The organism is Flavobacterium macacae, from assembly GCF_003865365.1.
Taxonomy (GTDB): Bacteria; Bacteroidota; Bacteroidia; order Flavobacteriales; family Flavobacteriaceae; genus Flavobacterium; species Flavobacterium macacae.
This window is the reverse complement of the sequence record NZ_RQVR01000014.1, coordinates 28,402-48,296: the sequence shown is the minus strand read 5'-3', so window position 1 is coordinate 48,296 and position 19,895 is coordinate 28,402. Positions and strand designations below refer to the sequence as shown.

General features: G+C 37.3%; 15 protein-coding genes. 13 read left to right on the top strand and 2 right to left on the bottom strand.

The genetic code is table 11. From position 1 onward, the window contains the following. Window positions 1–32: 32 nt before the first annotated feature. The 4 genes from ileS to EG849_RS12145 all read left to right on the top strand — a co-directional run bounded on the left by ileS (window position 33) and on the right by EG849_RS12145 (window position 4,846). Window positions 33–3,434: an isoleucine--tRNA ligase gene (ileS, locus tag EG849_RS12160; protein WP_125013356.1), complete on the top strand. Its 3,402-nt coding sequence runs from the start codon at window positions 33–35 to the stop codon at window positions 3,432–3,434. Between the two features lie 6 nt (window positions 3,435–3,440). Next, complete coding sequence (locus tag EG849_RS12155) at window positions 3,441–3,821, top strand: TraR/DksA family transcriptional regulator (RefSeq protein ID WP_073209154.1); 381 nt, start codon at window positions 3,441–3,443, stop codon at window positions 3,819–3,821. A gap of 90 nt (window positions 3,822–3,911) precedes the next feature. Beyond that, on the top strand, window positions 3,912–4,523 hold the full coding sequence (locus tag EG849_RS12150) for a lipoprotein signal peptidase (RefSeq protein WP_125013355.1): 612 nt from the start codon (window positions 3,912–3,914) through the stop codon (window positions 4,521–4,523). 8 nt (window positions 4,524–4,531) lie between these two features. Continuing rightward, window positions 4,532–4,846, top strand: a complete 315-nt coding sequence (locus tag EG849_RS12145; protein ID WP_125013354.1) for a hypothetical protein — start codon at window positions 4,532–4,534, stop codon at window positions 4,844–4,846. Here the strand turns inward: EG849_RS12145 and EG849_RS12140 are convergent. Next, the gene (locus EG849_RS12140; RefSeq protein WP_125013353.1) at window positions 4,843–5,406 is read right to left on the bottom strand and encodes a 5-formyltetrahydrofolate cyclo-ligase; all 564 of its coding nucleotides are present in this window, start codon (window positions 5,404–5,406) and stop codon (window positions 4,843–4,845) included. The genes EG849_RS12145 and EG849_RS12140 overlap by 4 nt on opposite strands. 29 nt (window positions 5,407–5,435) lie before the next feature. Further along, a complete protein-coding gene (locus tag EG849_RS12135) occupies window positions 5,436–6,419 on the bottom strand; it encodes a succinylglutamate desuccinylase/aspartoacylase family protein (RefSeq protein ID WP_125013352.1) in 984 nt (327 codons plus the stop codon). 120 nt (window positions 6,420–6,539) lie between these two features. Here EG849_RS12135 and uvrC point away from each other — a divergent pair, with 120 nt between their 5' ends. The 9 genes from uvrC to pgi all read left to right on the top strand — a co-directional run bounded on the left by uvrC (window position 6,540) and on the right by pgi (window position 19,821). Beyond that, window positions 6,540–8,333 carry an excinuclease ABC subunit UvrC gene (uvrC, locus tag EG849_RS12130; protein ID WP_125013351.1) on the top strand — a complete coding sequence of 598 codons (1,794 nt, stop codon included), beginning with the start codon at window positions 6,540–6,542 and terminating at the stop codon, window positions 8,331–8,333. 9 nt (window positions 8,334–8,342) lie between these two features. Next, window positions 8,343–10,556, top strand: a complete 2,214-nt coding sequence (locus tag EG849_RS12125) for a patatin-like phospholipase family protein (RefSeq protein WP_125013350.1) — start codon at window positions 8,343–8,345, stop codon at window positions 10,554–10,556. Between the two features lie 95 nt (window positions 10,557–10,651). Next, entirely contained in the window at window positions 10,652–12,097 is a 1,446-nt protein-coding gene (locus tag EG849_RS12120; RefSeq protein ID WP_199732294.1) for an amino acid permease, read from the top strand. 287 nt (window positions 12,098–12,384) lie between these two features. Continuing rightward, on the top strand, window positions 12,385–13,542 hold the full coding sequence (locus tag EG849_RS12115) for a homogentisate 1,2-dioxygenase (protein ID WP_125013349.1): 1,158 nt from the start codon (window positions 12,385–12,387) through the stop codon (window positions 13,540–13,542). Window positions 13,543–13,674: 132 nt separating this feature from the next. After that, window positions 13,675–14,835 carry a 4-hydroxyphenylpyruvate dioxygenase gene (gene hppD / locus EG849_RS12110; RefSeq protein ID WP_125013348.1) on the top strand — a complete coding sequence of 387 codons (1,161 nt, stop codon included), beginning with the start codon at window positions 13,675–13,677 and terminating at the stop codon, window positions 14,833–14,835. 297 nt (window positions 14,836–15,132) lie between these two features. Next, window positions 15,133–15,906 (top strand): DUF3108 domain-containing protein, encoded by a 774-nt coding sequence (locus EG849_RS12105; RefSeq protein WP_125013347.1) that lies wholly within the window; start codon window positions 15,133–15,135, stop codon window positions 15,904–15,906. A gap of 4 nt (window positions 15,907–15,910) precedes the next feature. Then, window positions 15,911–16,855, top strand: coding sequence for a tryptophan 2,3-dioxygenase family protein (locus EG849_RS12100; protein ID WP_199732292.1), 945 nt, complete (start codon window positions 15,911–15,913; stop codon window positions 16,853–16,855). Between the two features lie 16 nt (window positions 16,856–16,871). Next, window positions 16,872–18,116, top strand: coding sequence for a M23 family metallopeptidase (locus tag EG849_RS12095; RefSeq protein WP_125013346.1), 1,245 nt, complete (start codon window positions 16,872–16,874; stop codon window positions 18,114–18,116). 58 nt (window positions 18,117–18,174) lie between these two features. After that, window positions 18,175–19,821 carry a glucose-6-phosphate isomerase gene (gene pgi, locus EG849_RS12090; RefSeq protein WP_125013345.1) on the top strand — a complete coding sequence of 549 codons (1,647 nt, stop codon included), beginning with the start codon at window positions 18,175–18,177 and terminating at the stop codon, window positions 19,819–19,821. Window positions 19,822–19,895 lie beyond the last annotated feature (74 nt).

Genomic DNA, 19,895 nt, shown 5'->3' with positions numbered 1-19,895 from the left:
ACTTTCGCAAATTGATTTTAGAAAACGACAAAATGAGCACAAAATTTACTGAATACAAAGGACTTGACCTGCCAACAGTAGCGTCTGAAGTACTTGATTTCTGGAAAAAACAAAACATCTTTGAAAAAAGTGTAACCACTCGCGAAGGAAACCAGCCTTACGTTTTTTTTGAAGGACCGCCTTCTGCAAACGGATTGCCTGGAATTCACCACGTGATGGCGCGTGCGATTAAAGATATTTTTTGTCGTTATAAAACTCAAAAAGGTTTTCAAGTAAAACGAAAAGCCGGATGGGATACTCACGGTTTGCCCGTAGAATTGGGAACTGAGAAAGAATTGGGTATCACAAAAGAAGACATCGGGAAAACGATTTCTATCGAAGAATACAACGAAGCTTGTAAAAAAACAGTTATGCGTTACACGGATGTGTGGAACGACCTTACCGAAAAAATGGGCTATTGGGTCGATATGGAAGATCCGTATGTGACTTACAAGCCAAAATATATGGAATCGGTTTGGTGGCTTTTGAAACAAATCTACGATAAAGGGTTGTTGTACAAAGGTTACACGATTCAGCCGTATTCTCCGAAAGCAGGAACAGGATTGTCTTCTCACGAAGTTAATCAACCTGGAGCTTACAGAGATGTAACGGATACGACGATTGTAGCACAATTCAAGACATTGCCAGAAACTTTGCCTTCATTTTTACAAGGTTTTGGAGATGTTCATTTTATGGCTTGGACCACAACACCTTGGACGTTACCTTCAAACACAGCTCTAACTGTTGGACCAAAGATCGATTATGTTTTAGTAAAGACTTTTAATCAATATACTTTCGAACCGATCAATGTGGTTTTGGCTAAAAATTTAGTTGGAAAACAATTCGGAAAAGGATTTTTTGCAAGTGAAGACGACGCTGATTTCGAGAAAGTGAAAAACGGCGACAAACAGCTTCCTTACAGAGTTTTAACTGAATTCAAAGGGAAAGATGTAGTCGGAATCAAATACGAACAATTATTGCCTTACACGTTGCCGTATCAAAATCCGGAAAATGCTTTCAGAGTAATTTCAGGAGATTTCGTTACGACAGAAGATGGAACAGGAATCGTTCACACGGCTCCAACTTTTGGTGCAGATGATGCAAAAGTTGCCAAAGAAGCAACTCCAGAAGTACCGCCAATGTTGGTTTTAGACGAAAATGGAACAGCAGTTCCATTGGTCGATTTGCAAGGAAAATTTACGTCACATATGGGCGATTTCGCTGGTAAATATGTGAAAAACGAATATTATGATGCCGGAACCGCTCCAGAAAAGTCGGTTGATGTTGAAATCGCGATTCGTTTAAAAGAAGAAAACAAAGCGTTTAAAGTAGAAAAATACGTTCACAGTTACCCACACAGTTGGAGAACCGATGAGCCACTTTTGTATTATCCGTTGGATTCTTGGTTCATCAAAGTCACAGATGTCAAAGACAGAATGTTCGACTTGAACGAAACCATCAACTGGAAACCAAAATCTACAGGCGAAGGCCGTTTCGGGAACTGGTTGAAAAACGCCAACGATTGGAACTTATCTCGTTCAAGATATTGGGGAATTCCGTTGCCAATTTGGAGAACAGAAGACAAAAAAGAAGAAGTGTTGATTGGTTCTGTGGAAGAATTATACAACGCCATTGAAAAATCAATCGAAGCAGGTTTCCAAAAAGAAAATCCGTTCAAAGGTTTTGAAATCGGAAATATGTCGGAAACCAATTATGATTTAATTGATTTGCATAAAAATGTAGTCGATGGAATTACGTTAGTTTCGGCTTCAGGCCAACCGATGAAACGCGAAAGCGATTTGATTGACGTTTGGTTTGATTCGGGTGCAATGCCTTATGCACAATGGCATTATCCGTTTGAAAACAAAGACAAAATTGACGGAAACAAAGATTTTCCAGCTGATTTTATTGCAGAAGGAGTGGATCAAACTCGTGGTTGGTTTTATACGTTACACGCCATCGGAACGTTGGTTTTTGATAAAGTGGCCTATAAAAATGTCGTTTCAAATGGTTTGGTTTTAGACAAAAACGGACAAAAAATGTCCAAACGTTTAGGAAACGCGACAGATCCTTTTGAAACCATCGCAGAATATGGTCCAGATGCGACGCGTTGGTACATGATTTCGAATGCCAATCCTTGGGACAACTTGAAATTTGATATCGAGGGAATTGCTGAGGTAAAAAGAAAATTCTTCGGAACATTATACAATACCTATTCGTTCTTTAGTTTGTATGCCAATATCGACGGCTTTACTTACGCTGAAGCGGAAGTTCCGTTACACGAAAGGCCCGAAATTGACCGTTGGATTTTATCCGAATTGAATACTTTGGTAAAAGACGTGGATGCTTTTTATGCCGATTATGAGCCAACAAGAGCGACGAGAGCAATTTCTGACTTTGTTCAAGAGAATTTGAGCAACTGGTATGTTCGTTTGTGCAGAAGACGTTTCTGGAAAGGCGAATATGCACAAGACAAAATTGCGGCGTACCAAACCTTATATACGTGTCTTTTGACCGTTGCGAAATTGAGCGCTCCGGTAGCTCCGTTCTTTATGGACAAGCTTTACAGAGATTTAACACAGGCGACACACACAGAAGATTTTGACAGTGTACATTTGGCCGAGTTCCCAAAATATGCTGATAACTTTGTTGATAAGTCGTTAGAGAGCAGAATGCAGAAAGCGCAGACCATTTCATCGCTTGTTTTATCATTACGTAAGAAAGAGATGATAAAAGTACGGCAGCCTCTGCAAAAGGTAATGATACCAGTGCTTGACGACAAACAGAAGGCTGAAATTGAAGCGGTTTCTGACTTGATAAAAGCAGAAGTTAACGTGAAAGAAATCACACTTTTAGATGATGCTTCGGGGATTTTGGTGAAGCAAATTAAGCCTAATTTTAAGGCATTGGGACCGCGTTTTGGAAAACATATGGGATTGATTTCCAAAGAGATACAAGGTTTTTCTCAAGAGCAAATCAACGAATTAGACAAGACAGGTGCGCTAGATATTGTCATCTCAGGGAAAAGTATTAATTTAACTTCTGAAGACGTGGAGATTTCATCTCAAGATATCGAAGGTTGGTTGGTCGCAAATGCAAACGGAATTACGGTGGCTTTAGACATCACCATCTCTGATGAATTGAGAAAAGAGGGAATCGCAAGAGAATTGGTTAACCGCATTCAAAACATCCGAAAAGATTCCGGTTTTGAAGTAACCGATAAGATTAAAGTTCAGATCCAAAAAGAGGGTAATTTAGAAGAAGCAATTCAAGCAAATTCAGATTACATCAAGGCTGAAACGCTTACGGAAGAACTGATTATTGAGGATAAAATTGAAAACGGTATAGAAATTGAGTTTGATAACATTAAAACAAGGATATTAATTTCAAAATAGCAGGATATGGTAGATGAAGCTACACGATACTCAGATGCTGATTTAGCAGAGTTCAAAGAAATTATTTTAAACAAAATACAGAAAGCACAAGCTGATTTAGATTTAATCAAAAGCGCCTATATGAATGACTTGAACAACGGTACAGACGACACTTCGCCTACGTTTAAGGCTTTCGAAGAAGGAAGCGAAACTATGTCTAAAGAAGCGAACTCGCAATTGGCAATCCGTCAAGAGAAGTTCATCCGTGATTTGAAAAATGCACTTTTCCGTGTTGAAAACAAAACCTATGGTGTTTGTAAAGTAACCGGAAAGTTGATCGGAAAGGAAAGACTGAAAATTGTTCCCCACGCGACCATGAGCATTGAAGCAAAGAACTTACAACGATAGACTTAAACTGAAAAAATAATTGAACGCTCCAAACTTTGGGGCGTTTTTTTTGAAATAATAGTATTACTTTTGCGAATCAAATCCCTGATAATGTCATTAAAAAAAGCATACCTTTTAGTAATTCTTGTTCTTATCGCTGACCAGATTTCGAAAATCTATGTCAAAACCCATTTTATTTACGGAGAAATAGACCAGATAAATGTTGCCAGCTGGTTCAAACTTTTATTGATCGAAAACGAAGGAATGGCTTGGGGAGTTGAAATTCCAGGAACGTACGGAAAACTGATATTAACCCTTTTTAGATTGGTTGCCGTTTCGGGAATTGCGTGGTGGCTTTGGGATTCTGTGAAAAAACAAAGTTCAAATTTTTTAATTGTTGCCGTTGCTTTAATTTTAGCGGGCGCTTTTGGAAACATCATCGATTCTGTTTTTTATGGAGTCATTTTTGACCACAGCCACGGACAAGTTGCTACATTATTCACGGACCAACCTTATGGAACCTGGTTTCACGGAAAAGTGGTCGATATGCTTTATTTCCCAATCTGGGAAGGTAATTTACCCTCTTGGCTGGGCGGAAAACGATTTACTTTCTTTAACGCGATTTTCAATTTAGCCGATATGGCCATTTGTGTGGGTGTCGGAATTTTGATTGTTTTCAATAAAAGAGCATTTGAAACTCCAGAATTAGAAAAACAAGCTTAAGTAAGGATATGAGCGAAACACAAAACAAAGGTTGCCTGTCTAATTTTTCGACTTTTTTATCTTTGTTTGGAGCAAGTGTTTTTACTGCTTTTGTTTGCTATTTGATACTGTTTTTGATAGTAGCAGAAGGACAAAGTTCAGGATATGGAGATCTTTTTCTTCTCGGAATTTCTCTACTTACAGTGCTTCTTTCGTTCATCATCACGTCTATTATTTTTGTGACTTCAAACGGTAAAAAATGGCTACACAAAGTTTTATGGTTTTTAGGAGCCATTGTTTTTTTGACACTAATCATGTCTTATTATTTGGCTGAATTCTCTTAGAAAGCATACACTTTATCTGGCGTAATGCAAAAATCCAATTTGACGTCGCTTTCAAAAACGTCGCTGATTTCTTCTTCGGCTTCAAAAAAAGACAATCCGATTTTTAGGACTTCGGGTTTGCATTCAGCCAAGAAATTATCATAAAAACCTTTGCCATAACCCACACGATTTCCCTTTTTGTCAAAAGCCAAAAGAGGTACAAAAACCACATCAATTTTTGCCGAAGGCACTTCAATTCCGTCCACAGGTTCAGGAATGTTGTGTTCGTTTTTCTTGAATTTGGTGCTGTCGGTCATCAAAAAATGAATCATTTTTCGAGTTTCAAAGTTGGATTTAGAAACCAAAACTTCTTTGTCTTTTCCGTGTAAAACCTGAAGCAAAAATTCGGTATCGACTTCTTTATGTTCTGTTATCGGAAGAAAAATATGGTAATACAATTTTTCCCAAAGGGCTGATTTTACCGCTTGATTGGCTATCGCAAGGCTTTTGTCTTCAATAGCTTCTTGAGAAAGTTCGGCTCTTAAAGCTTTGTATTTTAAACGTAATTCTTTTTTATTCATTTTTAATTTCTTTGCAAATAGCTGTTAAATTAGACTTCCCCATATTCCAAACCATTTGAAATGTGAAAAATCGCATCGCCTTGGTATACAATCGGAGCGTCGTTTACATTGATCACAAAACCGGCATTGGGCGCTTTGATTTTGACTTCCACTTTTCCATACGGATCAGAAACAATGGCCAACACTTCGCCTTTTTGCACATAACTTCCGATGGTGATAAACCCTTTGAACATTCCTGATCTTTTGGCGCGGACCCAACCTGATTTTTCGATATAAATTGTTTTCTTTTCCGGAGAGACTGCGGTGTTTTTTGGAGATAACATTCCGAAATAAGCTAAAAATCGTTTTGTTCCGTCAACGCCTTCCCTGGTAATAGATTCGTTGATGTCTAACGATTTTCCTCCTTCAAAAAGCAACATTTTTATGCCTAATTTATCGCAGGAATTTCGAAACGAACCCGGAATGTTTTTGGCGTACAAAGCAAACGGAGCGTGAAAAACATCTGATAATTTTTTCAATTCGGGATTATTCGGAACCAAGCGAATTTGCGGTGCATTAAATCGGCAAGCACCGCCGGCGTGAAAATCAATGCAATAATCCACATTCGGAATAATTTCTTTTAATAAATAATAGGCAAAACGGCTGGCCAAAGAACCATTTTTGCTTCCGGGGAAAATGCGGTTCATATCTCTTCCGTCCGGAAATTCTCTTTTTTGATTTAAAAATCCGAAGACATTTATGGTGGGAATGCAGATGATCGTGCCGATTTTTGGCTTGTTGATTTTCTGGACGATTAATTGGCGGACAATTTCCACACCGTTGATTTCATCGCCGTGCAAACCTGCAGAAAACAGAACCGTCGGGCCTTCAAGTAACGAGCGTTCCACAATCACCGGAATCTTTAATTTGGTCATCGTGTGGAGTTTTGCAATCTCCATATTTAAGGTGCGACTTTCGCCAGGCAGAATGGTTTCGCCTAAAATGGTCAAGTCTTTTGGTGTAGTTTTCGCCATAAGAGTTAGAAAAGATAAAAGTATAAAATTCAAATTTGCCAACGCTAAATATTTCCTAAAACCATTACATTTCAAAAATCATCGCTTGCAATTCGAAATTTTTGCGAGTAACTTTGTCCAATGCGAACTCCTTTAGAACTTCAAATCCAAACGTTGCCCGACAATCCGGGTGTGTATCAGTATTATGATAAGGACGACAAGATTTTATACGTTGGGAAGGCAAAAAACCTGCGCAAACGGGTTTCCTCGTATTTCAATAAACTGCACGAAAGCGGTCGCACGAACGTGATGGTTCGCAAGATTGTTTCCATCAAACACATTGTGGTTCCTACGGAAACCGATGCGTTGCTTTTAGAAAATAATCTGATCAAAAAATTACAGCCAAGGTATAATATCTTGCTGAAAGATGACAAGACCTATCCTTGGATTTGCATTAAAAGAGAACCTTTTTCGAGAATATTTACGACCAGAAATATGGTCAAAGACGGCTCAGAATATTTTGGCCCTTATACCAGTTTCAAGACCGTTCACACGCTTTTAGATTTGATTAAAGAATTGTATCAATTAAGAACGTGCAACTATGATCTGTCTCGAGAAAATATCAATTCAGGAAAATACAAAGTGTGTTTGGAATACCACATCGGGAATTGCAAAGGACCTTGCGAAGGCCATCAAGCGCTAGAAGATTATCAAAATAATATTGATGCGATTCGAGAAATTTTAAAAGGAAATTTTAAGGAAAGCTTGAAGGATTTCAGAACGCTGATGAAAAACCTCGCTTCAGAAATGAAGTTTGAAGAAGCGCAGAGAATTAAAGATAAAATTGAGGTTTTAGAAAATTACCAATCGCGTTCCACCATTGTAAATCCTCGTATTTCGAACGTTGATGTGTTTTCGATTACATCAGATGAAAGTATGGGTTATGTGAATTTCTTGCAGATTTCACACGGATCGATTATCCGTTCGCATACTTTGGAAATGAAGAAAAAGTTAGAAGAAACCGACGAAGAACTGTTAGAATTGGCGGTTGTGGAACTGCGCGAACGATTTAAGCTTTTATCCAAGGAAATCATTGTGCCCTTTGAGCTTGATTTGGGCGAAAGCGTGAAAGTAACCGTTCCGCAATTAGGCGATAAAAAACAGCTATTGGAATTGTCGCTCCGCAATGCCAAATTTTATCGAATGGATCAATTAAAGCAATTGCAAATTGTGGATCCAGACCGGCATACGAACCGAATTATGGCGCAAATGCAAAAAGATTTGCGACTTTCGGTGGAGCCAAGACATATTGAATGTTTTGACAACTCGAACATTCAAGGAACCAATCCGGTGGCAGCGTGCGTGGTTTTTAAGGACGGAAAACCGAGCAAAAAAGATTACCGACATTTTAATATCAAAACCGTTGAAGGCCCGAATGACTTTGCGTCGATGGAAGAAGTGGTTTACAGAAGATACAAAAGACTGCTTGACGAAGAACAGCCGTTGCCACAATTGATCATTATTGACGGTGGAAAAGGGCAATTGTCTTCGGCTTTAAAAAGCTTGGATGATTTGAATTTAAGAGGAAAAATTGCGATTATAGGTATTGCAAAACGCCTCGAAGAATTGTTTTATCCGGGTGATTCGATTCCGCTTTATTTAGACAAAAAGTCTGAAACGTTGAAAGTGATTCAGCAATTAAGGAATGAAGCGCACCGTTTTGGGATTACGCACCATCGTGACAAGAGAAGCAAATCGGCGTTGACGACTTCGGTAGAATCCATACCGGGCATTGGCGAAAAAACGATGATTACTTTAATCAAACATTTTAAATCTGTTAAAAGATTGTCTCAAGCGACAGAAAAAGAAATTTCTGACGTTATAGGTGTTTCAAAAGCAAAAAAAATTACCGACTTTTACAATCCCACCAAGTAAACTCTCCCTATGAAAAAACTGATGCTCTTATTTCTTCTGGTATTCTCAATATCGGTTGCATTTTCGCAAGAGCAGAAAAAGCCTAAAATCGGCTTGGTTTTGAGTGGTGGCGGAGCAAAAGGGTTGGCGCATATTGGCGTTTTAAAAGTTTTAGAAGAGCAAGGAATTGAAATTTCATATATCGGAGGCACCAGTATGGGTGCGATTATCGGCGGACTTTATTCAGTGGGATATAGTTCCAGCCAAATTGATTCAATCTTCAAAACCACCGATTATGACGCTTTGATTCAGGATTTTGTTCCAAGATCTACAAAGAATTTCTACGAAAAAAGAAACGACGAGGTGTATGCTTTGGCTTTGCCTTTCAGAAAATTGCGGATTGGTATTCCCAGAGCGCTTTCAAAAGGACTTTACAACTTTAATTTGATCAGCAAGTTGACGCATGATGTGCGCCACATTCGTGATTTTAACAAACTTCCCATTCCGTTTTTGTGCATTGCGACCGATATTGAAACCGGTGATCAAGTTTTGCTTAATAAAGGATCTTTGCCACAGGCGATTATTGCAAGCGCGGCGTTTCCCTCATTGTATATGCCCGTTGAAATTGATGGCAAATTGCTGATTGATGGAGGCGTTGTGAACAATTATCCGATTGAAGAAGTTAAAAAGATGGGTGCTGATATCATCATTGGTGTTGATGTTCAAGACGGTTTCAAAGATCGGAAAGCGCTGAATGATGCGACTCGAATTTTGGTGCAGATTACCAACATGCAGATGATCAAAAAGATGCCTGAAAACATTAAAAATACAGACATTTATATCAAGCCAGATATTGATGGATTTAATGTAGTTTCATTTGACCAAGGTACTGAAATTATAAAAAGAGGTGAAGAGGCGGCGCAACAAGCGATAGAACAGTTAAAAGTGCTTTCCAAAGATTATAAAAAATCAGAAAGGGCTACTTTAAAAATAAAAAAAGATTCGATAACTATTACCGGAATCCGAACGCCCCAATTGGAAAACTATACCCGTTCTTATGTGGTTGGAAAATTAGGTTTTAAAGCGGGGACAAAAATCAGTTACGAAGATTTAGATAAAGGAATTAATACTTTGAGTGCTACCCAAAACTTTAGTTCCATCGGTTATTCTTTTGAAAAAGCAGAAAATGGCGATGATATTTTAGACATAGATTTGATTGAGAACCGCGTAAAGACGTATCTTAAATTTGGGCTTCATTATGACGGGCTTTACAAAAGCGCGGTGTTGCTGAATGCCACCCAGAAGAAAATGTTCTTTAAAAATGACGTAATTTCGCTGGATGTTGGTTTGGGCGATAATTTTAGATATTACTTAGACTACTATCTTGACAACGGTTTTAGATGGAGTTTTGGCGTGAAATCCAGGTTTAATAGTTTTAATAAAAATATATTGACCGATTTTAATGACGGTGAGTTTTTAGATCTTTTCGGATTAAATTCAATCAATATCGATTATAGTGATTTTTCAAACCAGGTTTATTTTCAAACCATTTTTGCCCAGAAATTTTTGATTGGTGTTGGTGCAGAATACAAGCACCTGCGTATAAAAACAAAGACTCTGGAAAGCACAAATACAAATCCAATCTTAGAAAATAGTGATTATGTGAGTGGTGTGGCTTATGCCAAATATGATTCGTTTGACAAAAAGTACTTTCCGCGAGAAGGGATTTTATTTACTGGGGATTTTCAATCGTTTTTATATTCCTCAGATTACAGCAGGGATTTTGAACGATTTTCTATCTTAAAAGGCGAATTGGCGTATGCTACAACTTTTTTTAACCACCTTACCGTCATGGTTCAGTCAGAAGCAGGATTTACCATTGGTGAACAAACTGTTCCGTTTTTTGATTTTATATTAGGGGGTTATGGCTATAATATGGTCAATAATTTTAGGCATTTTTATGGTTATGACTTTGTCAGTTTATCCGGAAACAGCTATATCAAAGGAGCCATAAATCTAAATTATGAGATTTTTCGCAAAAATCATGTAAACTTCACTGCGAATTACGCAAACGTCGGCTACAAATTGTTTGATTCTGACGCATGGATTGAACAGCCACAATATTCAGGTTATGCTTTAGGCTATGGACTGGAAACAATTATAGGCCCTGTGGAATTAAAGCATTCTTGGTCACCAGAAACAGGAAATCATTATACGTGGTTCAGTCTCGGTTTCTGGTTTTAATTTTCCTGCGAAAATATTAAACATGAATTTTTTCTGTTAATTATTCTGTAAAAAAACTATATTTGGCTTCATAAAACTATTAAAGAAGCAAATTTATGTCTATTTGGAGAAGAAAATCATTAGCTATCCTAATGAGCGAAGCGTCTGAAGATGAAAAAGGGTTGAAAAGAACCCTGTCTTCTAGAGCCTTAGTAGCAATGGGAATCGGAGCTATCATCGGAGCAGGATTATTTTCATTAACCGGAATCGCAGCGGCAGATCATGCTGGGCCAGCCGTAACTTTATCATTTGTTTTAGCAGCCGTTGGTTGTGCCTTTGCCGGATTGTGTTATGCTGAATTTGCATCCATGATTCCAGTAGCAGGCAGTGCTTATACTTATTCTTATGCCACCATGGGAGAATTTATTGCATGGATTATTGGTTGGGATCTCGTTTTAGAATATGCTTTGGGTGCTGCAACTGTTGGTGTAAGCTGGGGAGCGTATCTCAATAAATTATTTGCACATTTTGGAATCATGCTTCCGCCTGAATTTACAAATGCTCCTGCAGAAGGTGGCATAATCAACTTACCGGCTATTTTTATCGTTTGTATTTTATCACTTTTGTTAATTCGCGGTACGAAAGAATCGGCTTTTGTCAACAACATTTTAGTTGTGGTAAAAGTGATAGTTGTGGTGGTTTTTATTATTTTAGGATGGCAGCATATCAACCCAGATTTTCATGTCCCTTATATTCCTGAATTTGTTCCCGCACATATTGATCCAGTAACAGGTGAAAAAGTAGGTGAGTTCGGAGGAATGTCAGGTATTGCTGCTGGAGCAGGTTTGGTTTTCTTTGCCTTTATTGGTTTTGATGCTGTTTCAACCGCGGCGCAAGAAGCAAAAGATCCCCAAAAAGGGATGCCTGTCGGAATACTAGGTTCGTTATTGGTTTGTACTGTTTTATATGTACTGTTTTCCTATGTAATGACGGGTCTTGTTCCTTACACAGCATTCAAAGGTGATGCGTCGCCAGCGGCAACTGCTTTTGCAGTAACGGGATATTCTTTTTTACAAATGGGTTTAATTGTTGCTATTTTGGCAGGTTATACATCTGTAATTTTAGTGATGTTAATGGGGCAGAGCCGTGTGTTTTACTCGATGAGTAAAGACGGTCTTTTGCCAAGGTTTTTCGGAGATATTCATAGTAAATTCCGTACGCCTTGGAAAACAAATATCTTTTTTATGTTTTTCGTGAGTATTTTTGCTGGTTTTGTTCCAATAAAAGATCTTGGACACATGGTAAGTATCGGAACTTTATTTGCCTTTGCTTTGGTTTGTCTTGGAATTTTAATCATGCGTAAAAAAATGCCAGATGCTCCAAGATCGTTCCGTGTTCCTTTGGTTCCGTTTGTGCCAATCGCCGGGATAGTAGTTTGTTTGTATCTGATGTATTCACTTCCTTCTGAAAGTTGGTTGCGATTATTAGGTTGGATGGGATTAGGGGTTTTAATATACTTTGCTTATGGTAAAAGCAGGTCCAAACTAAATAAGACCGAATAAATTTTTATAAAATAATAAAAAGGCGCTGATAATTAAAATTGTCAGCGCCTTTTCTGTTTTAAAATAAATATTTTATAATAATACCTCTAAAAAAATTAATTTTTACGATATTTGTGACTATGAATGCAAGCTGGATCGGTTTATTAGCGCACTTAAAGTTTCTCATTAAAAGAAACCCAGAATGATTTCAGTTAGATAATTAGTCAATTAGAAAATGAGCTAATTATCCTACTGCGAATATCCATTTTCTAATTATCTAATTTTCAAAATTATCTAATTAAAAAGTTATGCCACTATATCATAAATTAGGAGAATTCCCCCAAAAAAGACATACGCAGTTTGAAAAGCCTGACGGCGGTTTGTACTACGAACAGCTTTTTGGAACAGAAGGTTTTCACGGACATTCTTCATTGTTATATCACGTTCACCGACCTACACAGGTCAAAGAAATTTTAGCTTCTCATAATGTTGAGCCAAAAATTGCGATTGGAAAAAACATCAAATCGCTTTTGCTAAAAGGTTTTGAATTGAAGTCCGCTGATGATTTTTTAGAAAGCAGAAAACCAATGTTGGTCAATAAAGACTGTACGATTGGATTGGCAGCTCCAAAAAAATCATTACGTGATTATTTTTATAAAAATGCCGATGCCGATGAAATGATTTTCATCCACAAAGGAACGGGAACGCTTCGCACGATGATGGGAAATATTCCGTTTGAATATGGCGATTATCTTATCGTTCCAAGAGGGATTATTTATCAAATTGATTTTGATACTGAAGAAAACCGTTTGTTTTATGTAGAATCTTTCGCTCCGTTTTATACTCCCAAAAGGTATAAAAATGAATCTGGCCAGCATTTAGAGCATTCTCCTTTTTGCGAGCGCGATTTTAAATTGCCAACTGAATTGGAAACTTTTGATGAAAAAGGCGATTTTCTTATCAAAATTAAAAAAGAAGGAATGTTACATGAAGTGGTGTATGCCACACATCCTTTTGACGTTGTGGGTTGGGACGGTTATAACTTTCCTTACGCTTTCAGCATACACAACTTTGAGCCTATAACAGGCCGCGTGCATTTGCCGCCGCCAATTCATCAGACCTTTGAAACATCGACTTTTGTAGTATGTTCCTTTGTTCCGAGACTTTATGATTACCATCCAAAATCAATTCCGGCTCCTTATAATCATAGCAATATTGATAGCGATGAGGTTTTGTATTATGTTGATGGCGATTTTATGTCCAGAAACAATATCGAGCAAGGACATATTACGCTGCATCCAAAAGGAATTCCGCACGGTCCGGCACCAGGCGCGATGGAAAGAAGCATCGGCCATACTGAAACGCTAGAATTGGCAGTAATGGTAGATACATTCCGACCTTTGATGGTGACTGAAGAAGCAATGGGATTAGATGATGGCCAGTATTATAAATCGTGGGTGGAGTAGCTAAGCGATGTTTTAAAAGGAAACAAAATAATAAATACAACTAAAAAGAATGGGCGAATGGTAAATGCTTATTTGTGAGGAATAGAACTTGCAGATTCGCTAATGCCATAATTCGCCAAAATATTTAAAATTATGAGTAAAGAAATAAAATCAGTAGAATACGGATTAGAAAAAATATTTGATGGAGCACAAGACTTCTTACCTCTTTTAGGAACAGATTATGTAGAATTCTATGTAGGAAATGCAAAACAAGCGGCCCATTTTTACAAAACTGCTTTTGGTTTTCAATCCCATGCGTATGCAGGATTAGAAACTGGGGTTAAAGACAGGGCTTCATATGTGTTAAAGCAAGATAAGATCCGTTTGGTTTTAACTACCGCTTTAAAAAGCGATTCTCCAATTGGAGAACATGTAAAAAAACATGGTGACGGAGTGAAAATTGCGGCACTTTGGGTAGAAGATGCTCGTTCTGCTTATGAAGAAACGATCAAGCGCGGTGCAAAATCATATATGGAACCAACTGTAGAAACTGATGAACACGGAGAAGTTGTCCGTGCCGGAATTTACACATATGGAGAAACGGTTCACATGTTTGTAGAACGCAAAAACTACCATGGAGAATTTTTGCCTGGATATAAAAAATGGGAATCAGATTATAATCCGGCACCAGTTGGGTTAAAATACATTGACCACATGGTTGGAAATGTAGGCTGGAATGAAATGAATACTTGGGTAAAATGGTATGAAGACGTGATGGGATTCGTGAATTTCCTTTCTTTTGATGACAAACAAATTACCACTGAGTATTCAGCTTTGATGTCAAAAGTAATGTCAAACGGAAATGGAAGAATCAAATTTCCAATCAACGAACCGGCCGAAGGAAAGAAAAAATCACAAATCGAAGAGTATTTAGATTTCTATGAAGGTTCAGGTATTCAGCATATCGCCGTTGCAACTGACGATATTTTAGCAACAGTAGCCGATATGCGTTCTCGCGGAATCGAATTTTTAAGCACGCCGCCACAAGCGTATTATGATTCAGTTCCATTGCGTTTAGAAGCACACAATCATAAATTACAAGAAGATATCAATAAGCTGATGGCTCTTGGAATCATGATTGATGCCGATGAAGAAGGATATTTGTTGCAGATTTTCACTAAGCCGGTTGAAGATCGACCAACCTTATTTTTTGAAGTAATCCAAAGAATGGGTGCAAGAGGTTTTGGAGCAGGGAACTTTAAAGCGCTTTTTGAATCAATTGAAAGAGAGCAAGAAAAAAGAGGAACGTTATAATATTGATTAAAATAATAACAATAATTTAAGAATAAGCCTTCTAAGGATCTATTTATTGCTAATTTACTGTTAAACTTAAATTTTTAATTGTAATAATGTAATTAATATCTACCTTTGCACTCGCAAAAAGAGAAGGAGTGGTTTCCTTCAATTTTTATGTAAATTTTCATAATTTATAGTTTTTTGGTTGGTTAATAGCATAAAAACTCAGTCATATTTTTGACTGGGTTTTTTTGTTTTGGTACATTTGGAATAAAATTTGTATATTCAGTAGCCAAAGAACTTTAAAATAGATTTATGAAAAAGATTTTAATTGTAATGTTACTTGTAACTGCTGGACTTCGGGCACAAACTGAAAGTGCGTTTGATGTGGGCGAATGGTTTAAATTCAGGATTCATTATGGTTTAGTCAACGCCGGATATGCAACTTTAGAAGTTAAAGAAGCAACGAAAAACAATAAAAAAGTTTTCCACGTTGTGGGTAATGGATATACTACCGGAATGACCAAATTTTTCTTTAAGGTCAATGACGACTACCAAAGTTATTTTGATAAAAAAACAGGACAGCCTTACCAATTTATAAGAAAAATTGATGAAGGCGGTTATAAAAAGGACCAAGAAGGTTTCTTTAACCAAACGGCTAATACTGTATTGGTGAAAGACTACAAGCGCAAATCTGAAAAAACGATTTCGGTTCCAGAAAATGTCCAAGATATTGTTTCCGCTTTCTACTATTTAAGAAACCATCCTAATATTGACAAGCTAAAAGTAGGGGAGTCAATTGCCATCGATATGTTTTTTGACGACGAAACGACAAAGTTTAAGTTAAAATTTATGGGTAGAGAAGTTATATCCACTAAATTTGGAAAAGTAAAATCGATGATTTTTAGACCTTACGTTCAAGCTGGACGCGTTTTTAAAGAAGAAGAAAGCTTAACGGTCTGGATTTCAGATGATGATAACAAAGTTCCTTTGCGAATTAAAGCCAGTTTGGCCGTTGGTTCGTTAAAGGCAGATATTGACAATTTTAAAGGACTTAAAAATTCTTTCAAAGTTATAGCAGAAAAATAAGAGAATGGATATCACCCCCGGCATTAAAGATCAGTTAGATCAACTAGAAAATAAATTTCAAGCAATCAGTCAAAAAACCGAAACGCACCTAGAAGGGTTGCTTTGGTCAAAACCAATCACTTATTGGGATTATATCCAAACGGATGCTTTGTTGAATTTGCAAATTCAGAGAACAACGCTTCCTGATGAAATGGTGTTTATTATGTACCACCAGGTCAATGAGCTGTTGTTTAAAATGATCCTTTGGGAAATGGATCAGCTTTGCCATACTTCAAAACCAGAAACAGCCTATTTTACCGAAAAATTGATGCGAATCAGCCGTTATTTTGACATGCTGACTACGTCTTTTGATATTATGGGCGACGGAATGGATATTGAGCAATACATGAAATTCAGAAATACGCTGACTCCAGCAAGTGGTTTTCAGAGCGCTCAGTACCGCTTGATTGAATTTTGTTCTACTGATTTGATCAACCTGATTGATTACCGATATAGAAAAACAATTGACAGAACGACTTCGTATGAATTCGCGATGGAGCATCTGTATTGGCAAGCAGCAGGTAAAGATTACCACACGGGTGAAAAATCATATCTGTTAAAAGAATTTGAAAGAAAATATAAACCACAGTTTTTGAGTTATATGGAAGAGTATAACACCATTAATGTGTGGCAAAAGTTCAAGGAATTACCAGAAGGAGATCAAAAAAATGCAGATTTAGTGAAAGCGATGCGTCATTATGACCACACCGTGAACATCACATGGGTCATGCAGCATTTGAATACAGCCAAAAAATATATTGAAGGAAGCGGAAAAGGAGATGGAGAGGCAACTGGCGGAAGCGATTGGAAAAAATACATGCATCCGAAATACCAAAGAAGAATTTTTTTCCCAGAATTGTGGTCTCCAGAAGAATTAGCTTCGTGGGGTGAAGAAAAAAACGTCGAATAGATTTAAAGAATACGATTTGAAATACAAAATTTTAAGCCTGTTGTTTCTTTTTGCACTTTTTTCGTGCAATGATAAAAAAGAAAAAACAGCAAAAGAAGCAAAAAAAGAAGTTCCGGTAAAAGAGCCTGTGGTTGTTGAATTTGGATTTACTTTAAACGATTTTAAAGTAGAAAATGATACGGTGCAAAGTGGCGACACCTTTGGTACTATAATGGACAAACACGATTTGGGAGAATATAAAGTTCACGAAATTACTGAAAAAGCGAGAGATTCCTTTAATTTCAGGGATATTCGCGCTGGTAAGCCCTATGTGATTTTAAAATCGAAAACGGCGCCACACCAAGTCCAAGTTTTTATTTACCAAAAAGACAATATTCATTATAATGTTATTGATTTAAGAGATTCCATCGTTGCTTACAGACGAAAAAAACCACTTACAATCAAGAGAAGAACAATAGCTACCGAAATTAAAGGCTCGCTGTCAGAAACTTTAAGCAATGCTGGAGTCGATCCTTCGATGGCACAGAATCTAGCTGATATTTATGCCTATTCTGTCGATTTTTTTAAGATTCAAAAAGGCGATAAATTTGCCGTTACTTTTGATGAAAAGTACATCAATGATACTATTTATGCCGGAGTTGAAAGTCTTCAAGCTTCGTTTTTTGAATACAAGGGAAAAAAGATTTACGCATTTCCTTTCAAGCATGACACCGCTTCTACAAAAACAAATTATTATGACGAAGAAGGAAAAGTTTTAAAGACGATGTTCCTAAAAGCGCCACTAAAATTCGGATTTAGAATTTCTTCCAAATTTTCAAAAAACAGGTTTCATCCAGTACAGCAACGTTTCAAAGCGCACAACGGAACCGATTACGCCGCTTCGCACGGCACGCCAATTATTACAACAGCTTCTGGAGTTGTTGAAAGAACAGGTTACACTGCCGGAAACGGTAACTATGTAAAAGTGAAACATGACAGAACCTATTCAACACAATACCTGCACATGTCGAAAATTTTAGTTCGCCAAGGCCAACGAGTTTCACAAGGTGATGTGATCGGAAAAGTGGGAAGCACTGGTTTGGCTACAGGACCCCATGTTTGCTATCGATTTTGGAAAAACGGCGTCCAAGTGGATGCTTTAAAGCAAAAACTTCCAAGTTCAATTCCGATGGACGCGAAATACAAATCAAGATTTATTTCAGAAATGACTCCGATGAAAAAAGAACTGGACAGTATTGCCACCTTAAAATTTAAAAAATAATTCAGTTATTGTCTAAATTTGAAACTTCAAAAGACAATAAATTCAAATACAATATACAATGGCTTTAGGAAAAACCAATCCTTCTGGAACTGTCGCTTGGGAAAAATTGCGCGAGCATTTTTATAACAAAATGCAGACGGCTTCAATGACTGAAATGTTTGCAAACGACAGCACCAGAGCTGAAAAATTTAATCTACAATGGAATGATTTCCTAGTAGATTATTCAAAAAATATCATCACGCAGGAAACTATCGATTTGCTTTTGGCTTTGGCCAAAGAAGTAGATTTGAAAGAGGCGATTTCAAAATATTTTGAAGGCGATATCATCAATGAAACCGAAAATCGTGCGGTTTTGCACACGGCTTTAAGAGCTCAAGAGGATGCCGTTGTTAAGGTGGATGGCGAAAATGTGATGCCAGAAGTATATGAAGTGCAGCAAAAAATCAAAGCTTTTTCTGAGGAAGTAATTTCTGGAGAAAGAAAAGGTTTTACAGGAAAAGCATTCACAGACGTTGTAAACATTGGTATTGGTGGCTCAGATTTAGGTCCAGCAATGGCAGTGGAAGCTTTACAATTCTATAAAAATCAATTGAATGTCCACTTTATCTCAAATGTTGACGGTGATCACGTTCAAGAAAAAATAAAAAATTTAAATCCAGAAACGACGCTGTTTGTAATCGTTTCAAAAACGTTTACAACGCAAGAAACGCTATCCAATTCTGAAACGGTTAGAAAGTGGTTTTTAAAATCGGCAAAGCAAGAAGATGTTGCAAAACACTTTGTGGCGGTTTCAACGAATATCCAAAAAGTAACAGAATTCGGAATTAATCCTGATAATGTTTTCCCGATGTGGGACTGGGTCGGAGGACGTTTTTCACTTTGGAGCGCCGTTGGTTTGTCTATCAGTTTAGCGGTTGGTTTTGATAATTTTGATAAATTATTGAAAGGCGCAAACCAAATGGACGAACATTTTAAAACAACTGAATTCGACCAAAATATCCCTGTTATTTTAGCTTTGTTAAGCATTTGGTACAATAATTTCTTCGGAGCAGAAAGTGAAGCTTTGATTCCTTACACGCAATATTTGCAAAAATTAGCGCCGTATTTGCAACAAGGAATTATGGAAAGCAACGGGAAAAGTGTGGGAAGAGATGGAAATCCAGTGAATTATCAAACCGGAACCATTATTTGGGGCGAACCAGGAACTAACTCGCAACACGCCTTTTTTCAATTAATTCACCAAGGAACAAAATTGATTCCGACTGATTTTATAGGATTCGTAAAACCTTTATACGGAGACAGCGACCATCACGATAAGTTGATGTCAAACTTCTTTGCACAAACGGAAGCATTATTGAATGGTAAAACAGAAGACCAAGTGAGAGCAGAGTTTACGAAAGTAAATCTTTCTTCTGGGCAAGCTGATTTCTTGACTCCGTTTAAGGTTTTTCAAGGAAACAAACCAACGAATACGTTGTTGATCGATAAATTGACTCCAGAAACTTTAGGTTCGTTAATTTCTTTATACGAACATAAGATCTTTGTTCAAGGTGTGATTTGGAACATTTATAGCTACGACCAATGGGGCGTGGAATTAGGAAAACAATTGGCCAATTCAATTTTAGAAGAAATCAATTCAGGTACTGTAAAGTCCCACGATAGCTCAACCAATTTATTGCTTAAACATTTTTTAGCTAAAAAATAAAGTTGTAAAAGTTAAAATTTTAAGAATCCTCAAATGTTTGTTTGGGGATTTTTTATTTTATGTAAAAATTGATT

Coding starts and splice junctions, on each gene's coding strand:
- EG849_RS12105 (WP_125013347.1), top strand. CDS start 15,133: ATGAAAAAGATTTTAATTGTAATGTTACTTGTAACTGCTGGACTTCGG.
- EG849_RS12100 (WP_199732292.1), top strand. CDS start 15,911: ATGGATATCACCCCCGGCATTAAAGATCAGTTAGATCAACTAGAAAAT.
- ileS (WP_125013356.1), top strand. CDS start 33: ATGAGCACAAAATTTACTGAATACAAAGGACTTGACCTGCCAACAGTA.
- EG849_RS12115 (WP_125013349.1), top strand. CDS start 12,385: ATGCCACTATATCATAAATTAGGAGAATTCCCCCAAAAAAGACATACG.
- pgi (WP_125013345.1), top strand. CDS start 18,175: ATGGCTTTAGGAAAAACCAATCCTTCTGGAACTGTCGCTTGGGAAAAA.
- EG849_RS12120 (WP_199732294.1), top strand. CDS start 10,652: ATGTCTATTTGGAGAAGAAAATCATTAGCTATCCTAATGAGCGAAGCG.
- uvrC (WP_125013351.1), top strand. CDS start 6,540: ATGCGAACTCCTTTAGAACTTCAAATCCAAACGTTGCCCGACAATCCG.
- EG849_RS12125 (WP_125013350.1), top strand. CDS start 8,343: ATGAAAAAACTGATGCTCTTATTTCTTCTGGTATTCTCAATATCGGTT.
- EG849_RS12155 (WP_073209154.1), top strand. CDS start 3,441: ATGGTAGATGAAGCTACACGATACTCAGATGCTGATTTAGCAGAGTTC.
- EG849_RS12135 (WP_125013352.1), bottom strand. CDS start 6,419: ATGGCGAAAACTACACCAAAAGACTTGACCATTTTAGGCGAAACCATT.
- hppD (WP_125013348.1), top strand. CDS start 13,675: ATGAGTAAAGAAATAAAATCAGTAGAATACGGATTAGAAAAAATATTT.
- EG849_RS12150 (WP_125013355.1), top strand. CDS start 3,912: ATGTCATTAAAAAAAGCATACCTTTTAGTAATTCTTGTTCTTATCGCT.
- EG849_RS12145 (WP_125013354.1), top strand. CDS start 4,532: ATGAGCGAAACACAAAACAAAGGTTGCCTGTCTAATTTTTCGACTTTT.
- EG849_RS12140 (WP_125013353.1), bottom strand. CDS start 5,406: ATGAATAAAAAAGAATTACGTTTAAAATACAAAGCTTTAAGAGCCGAA.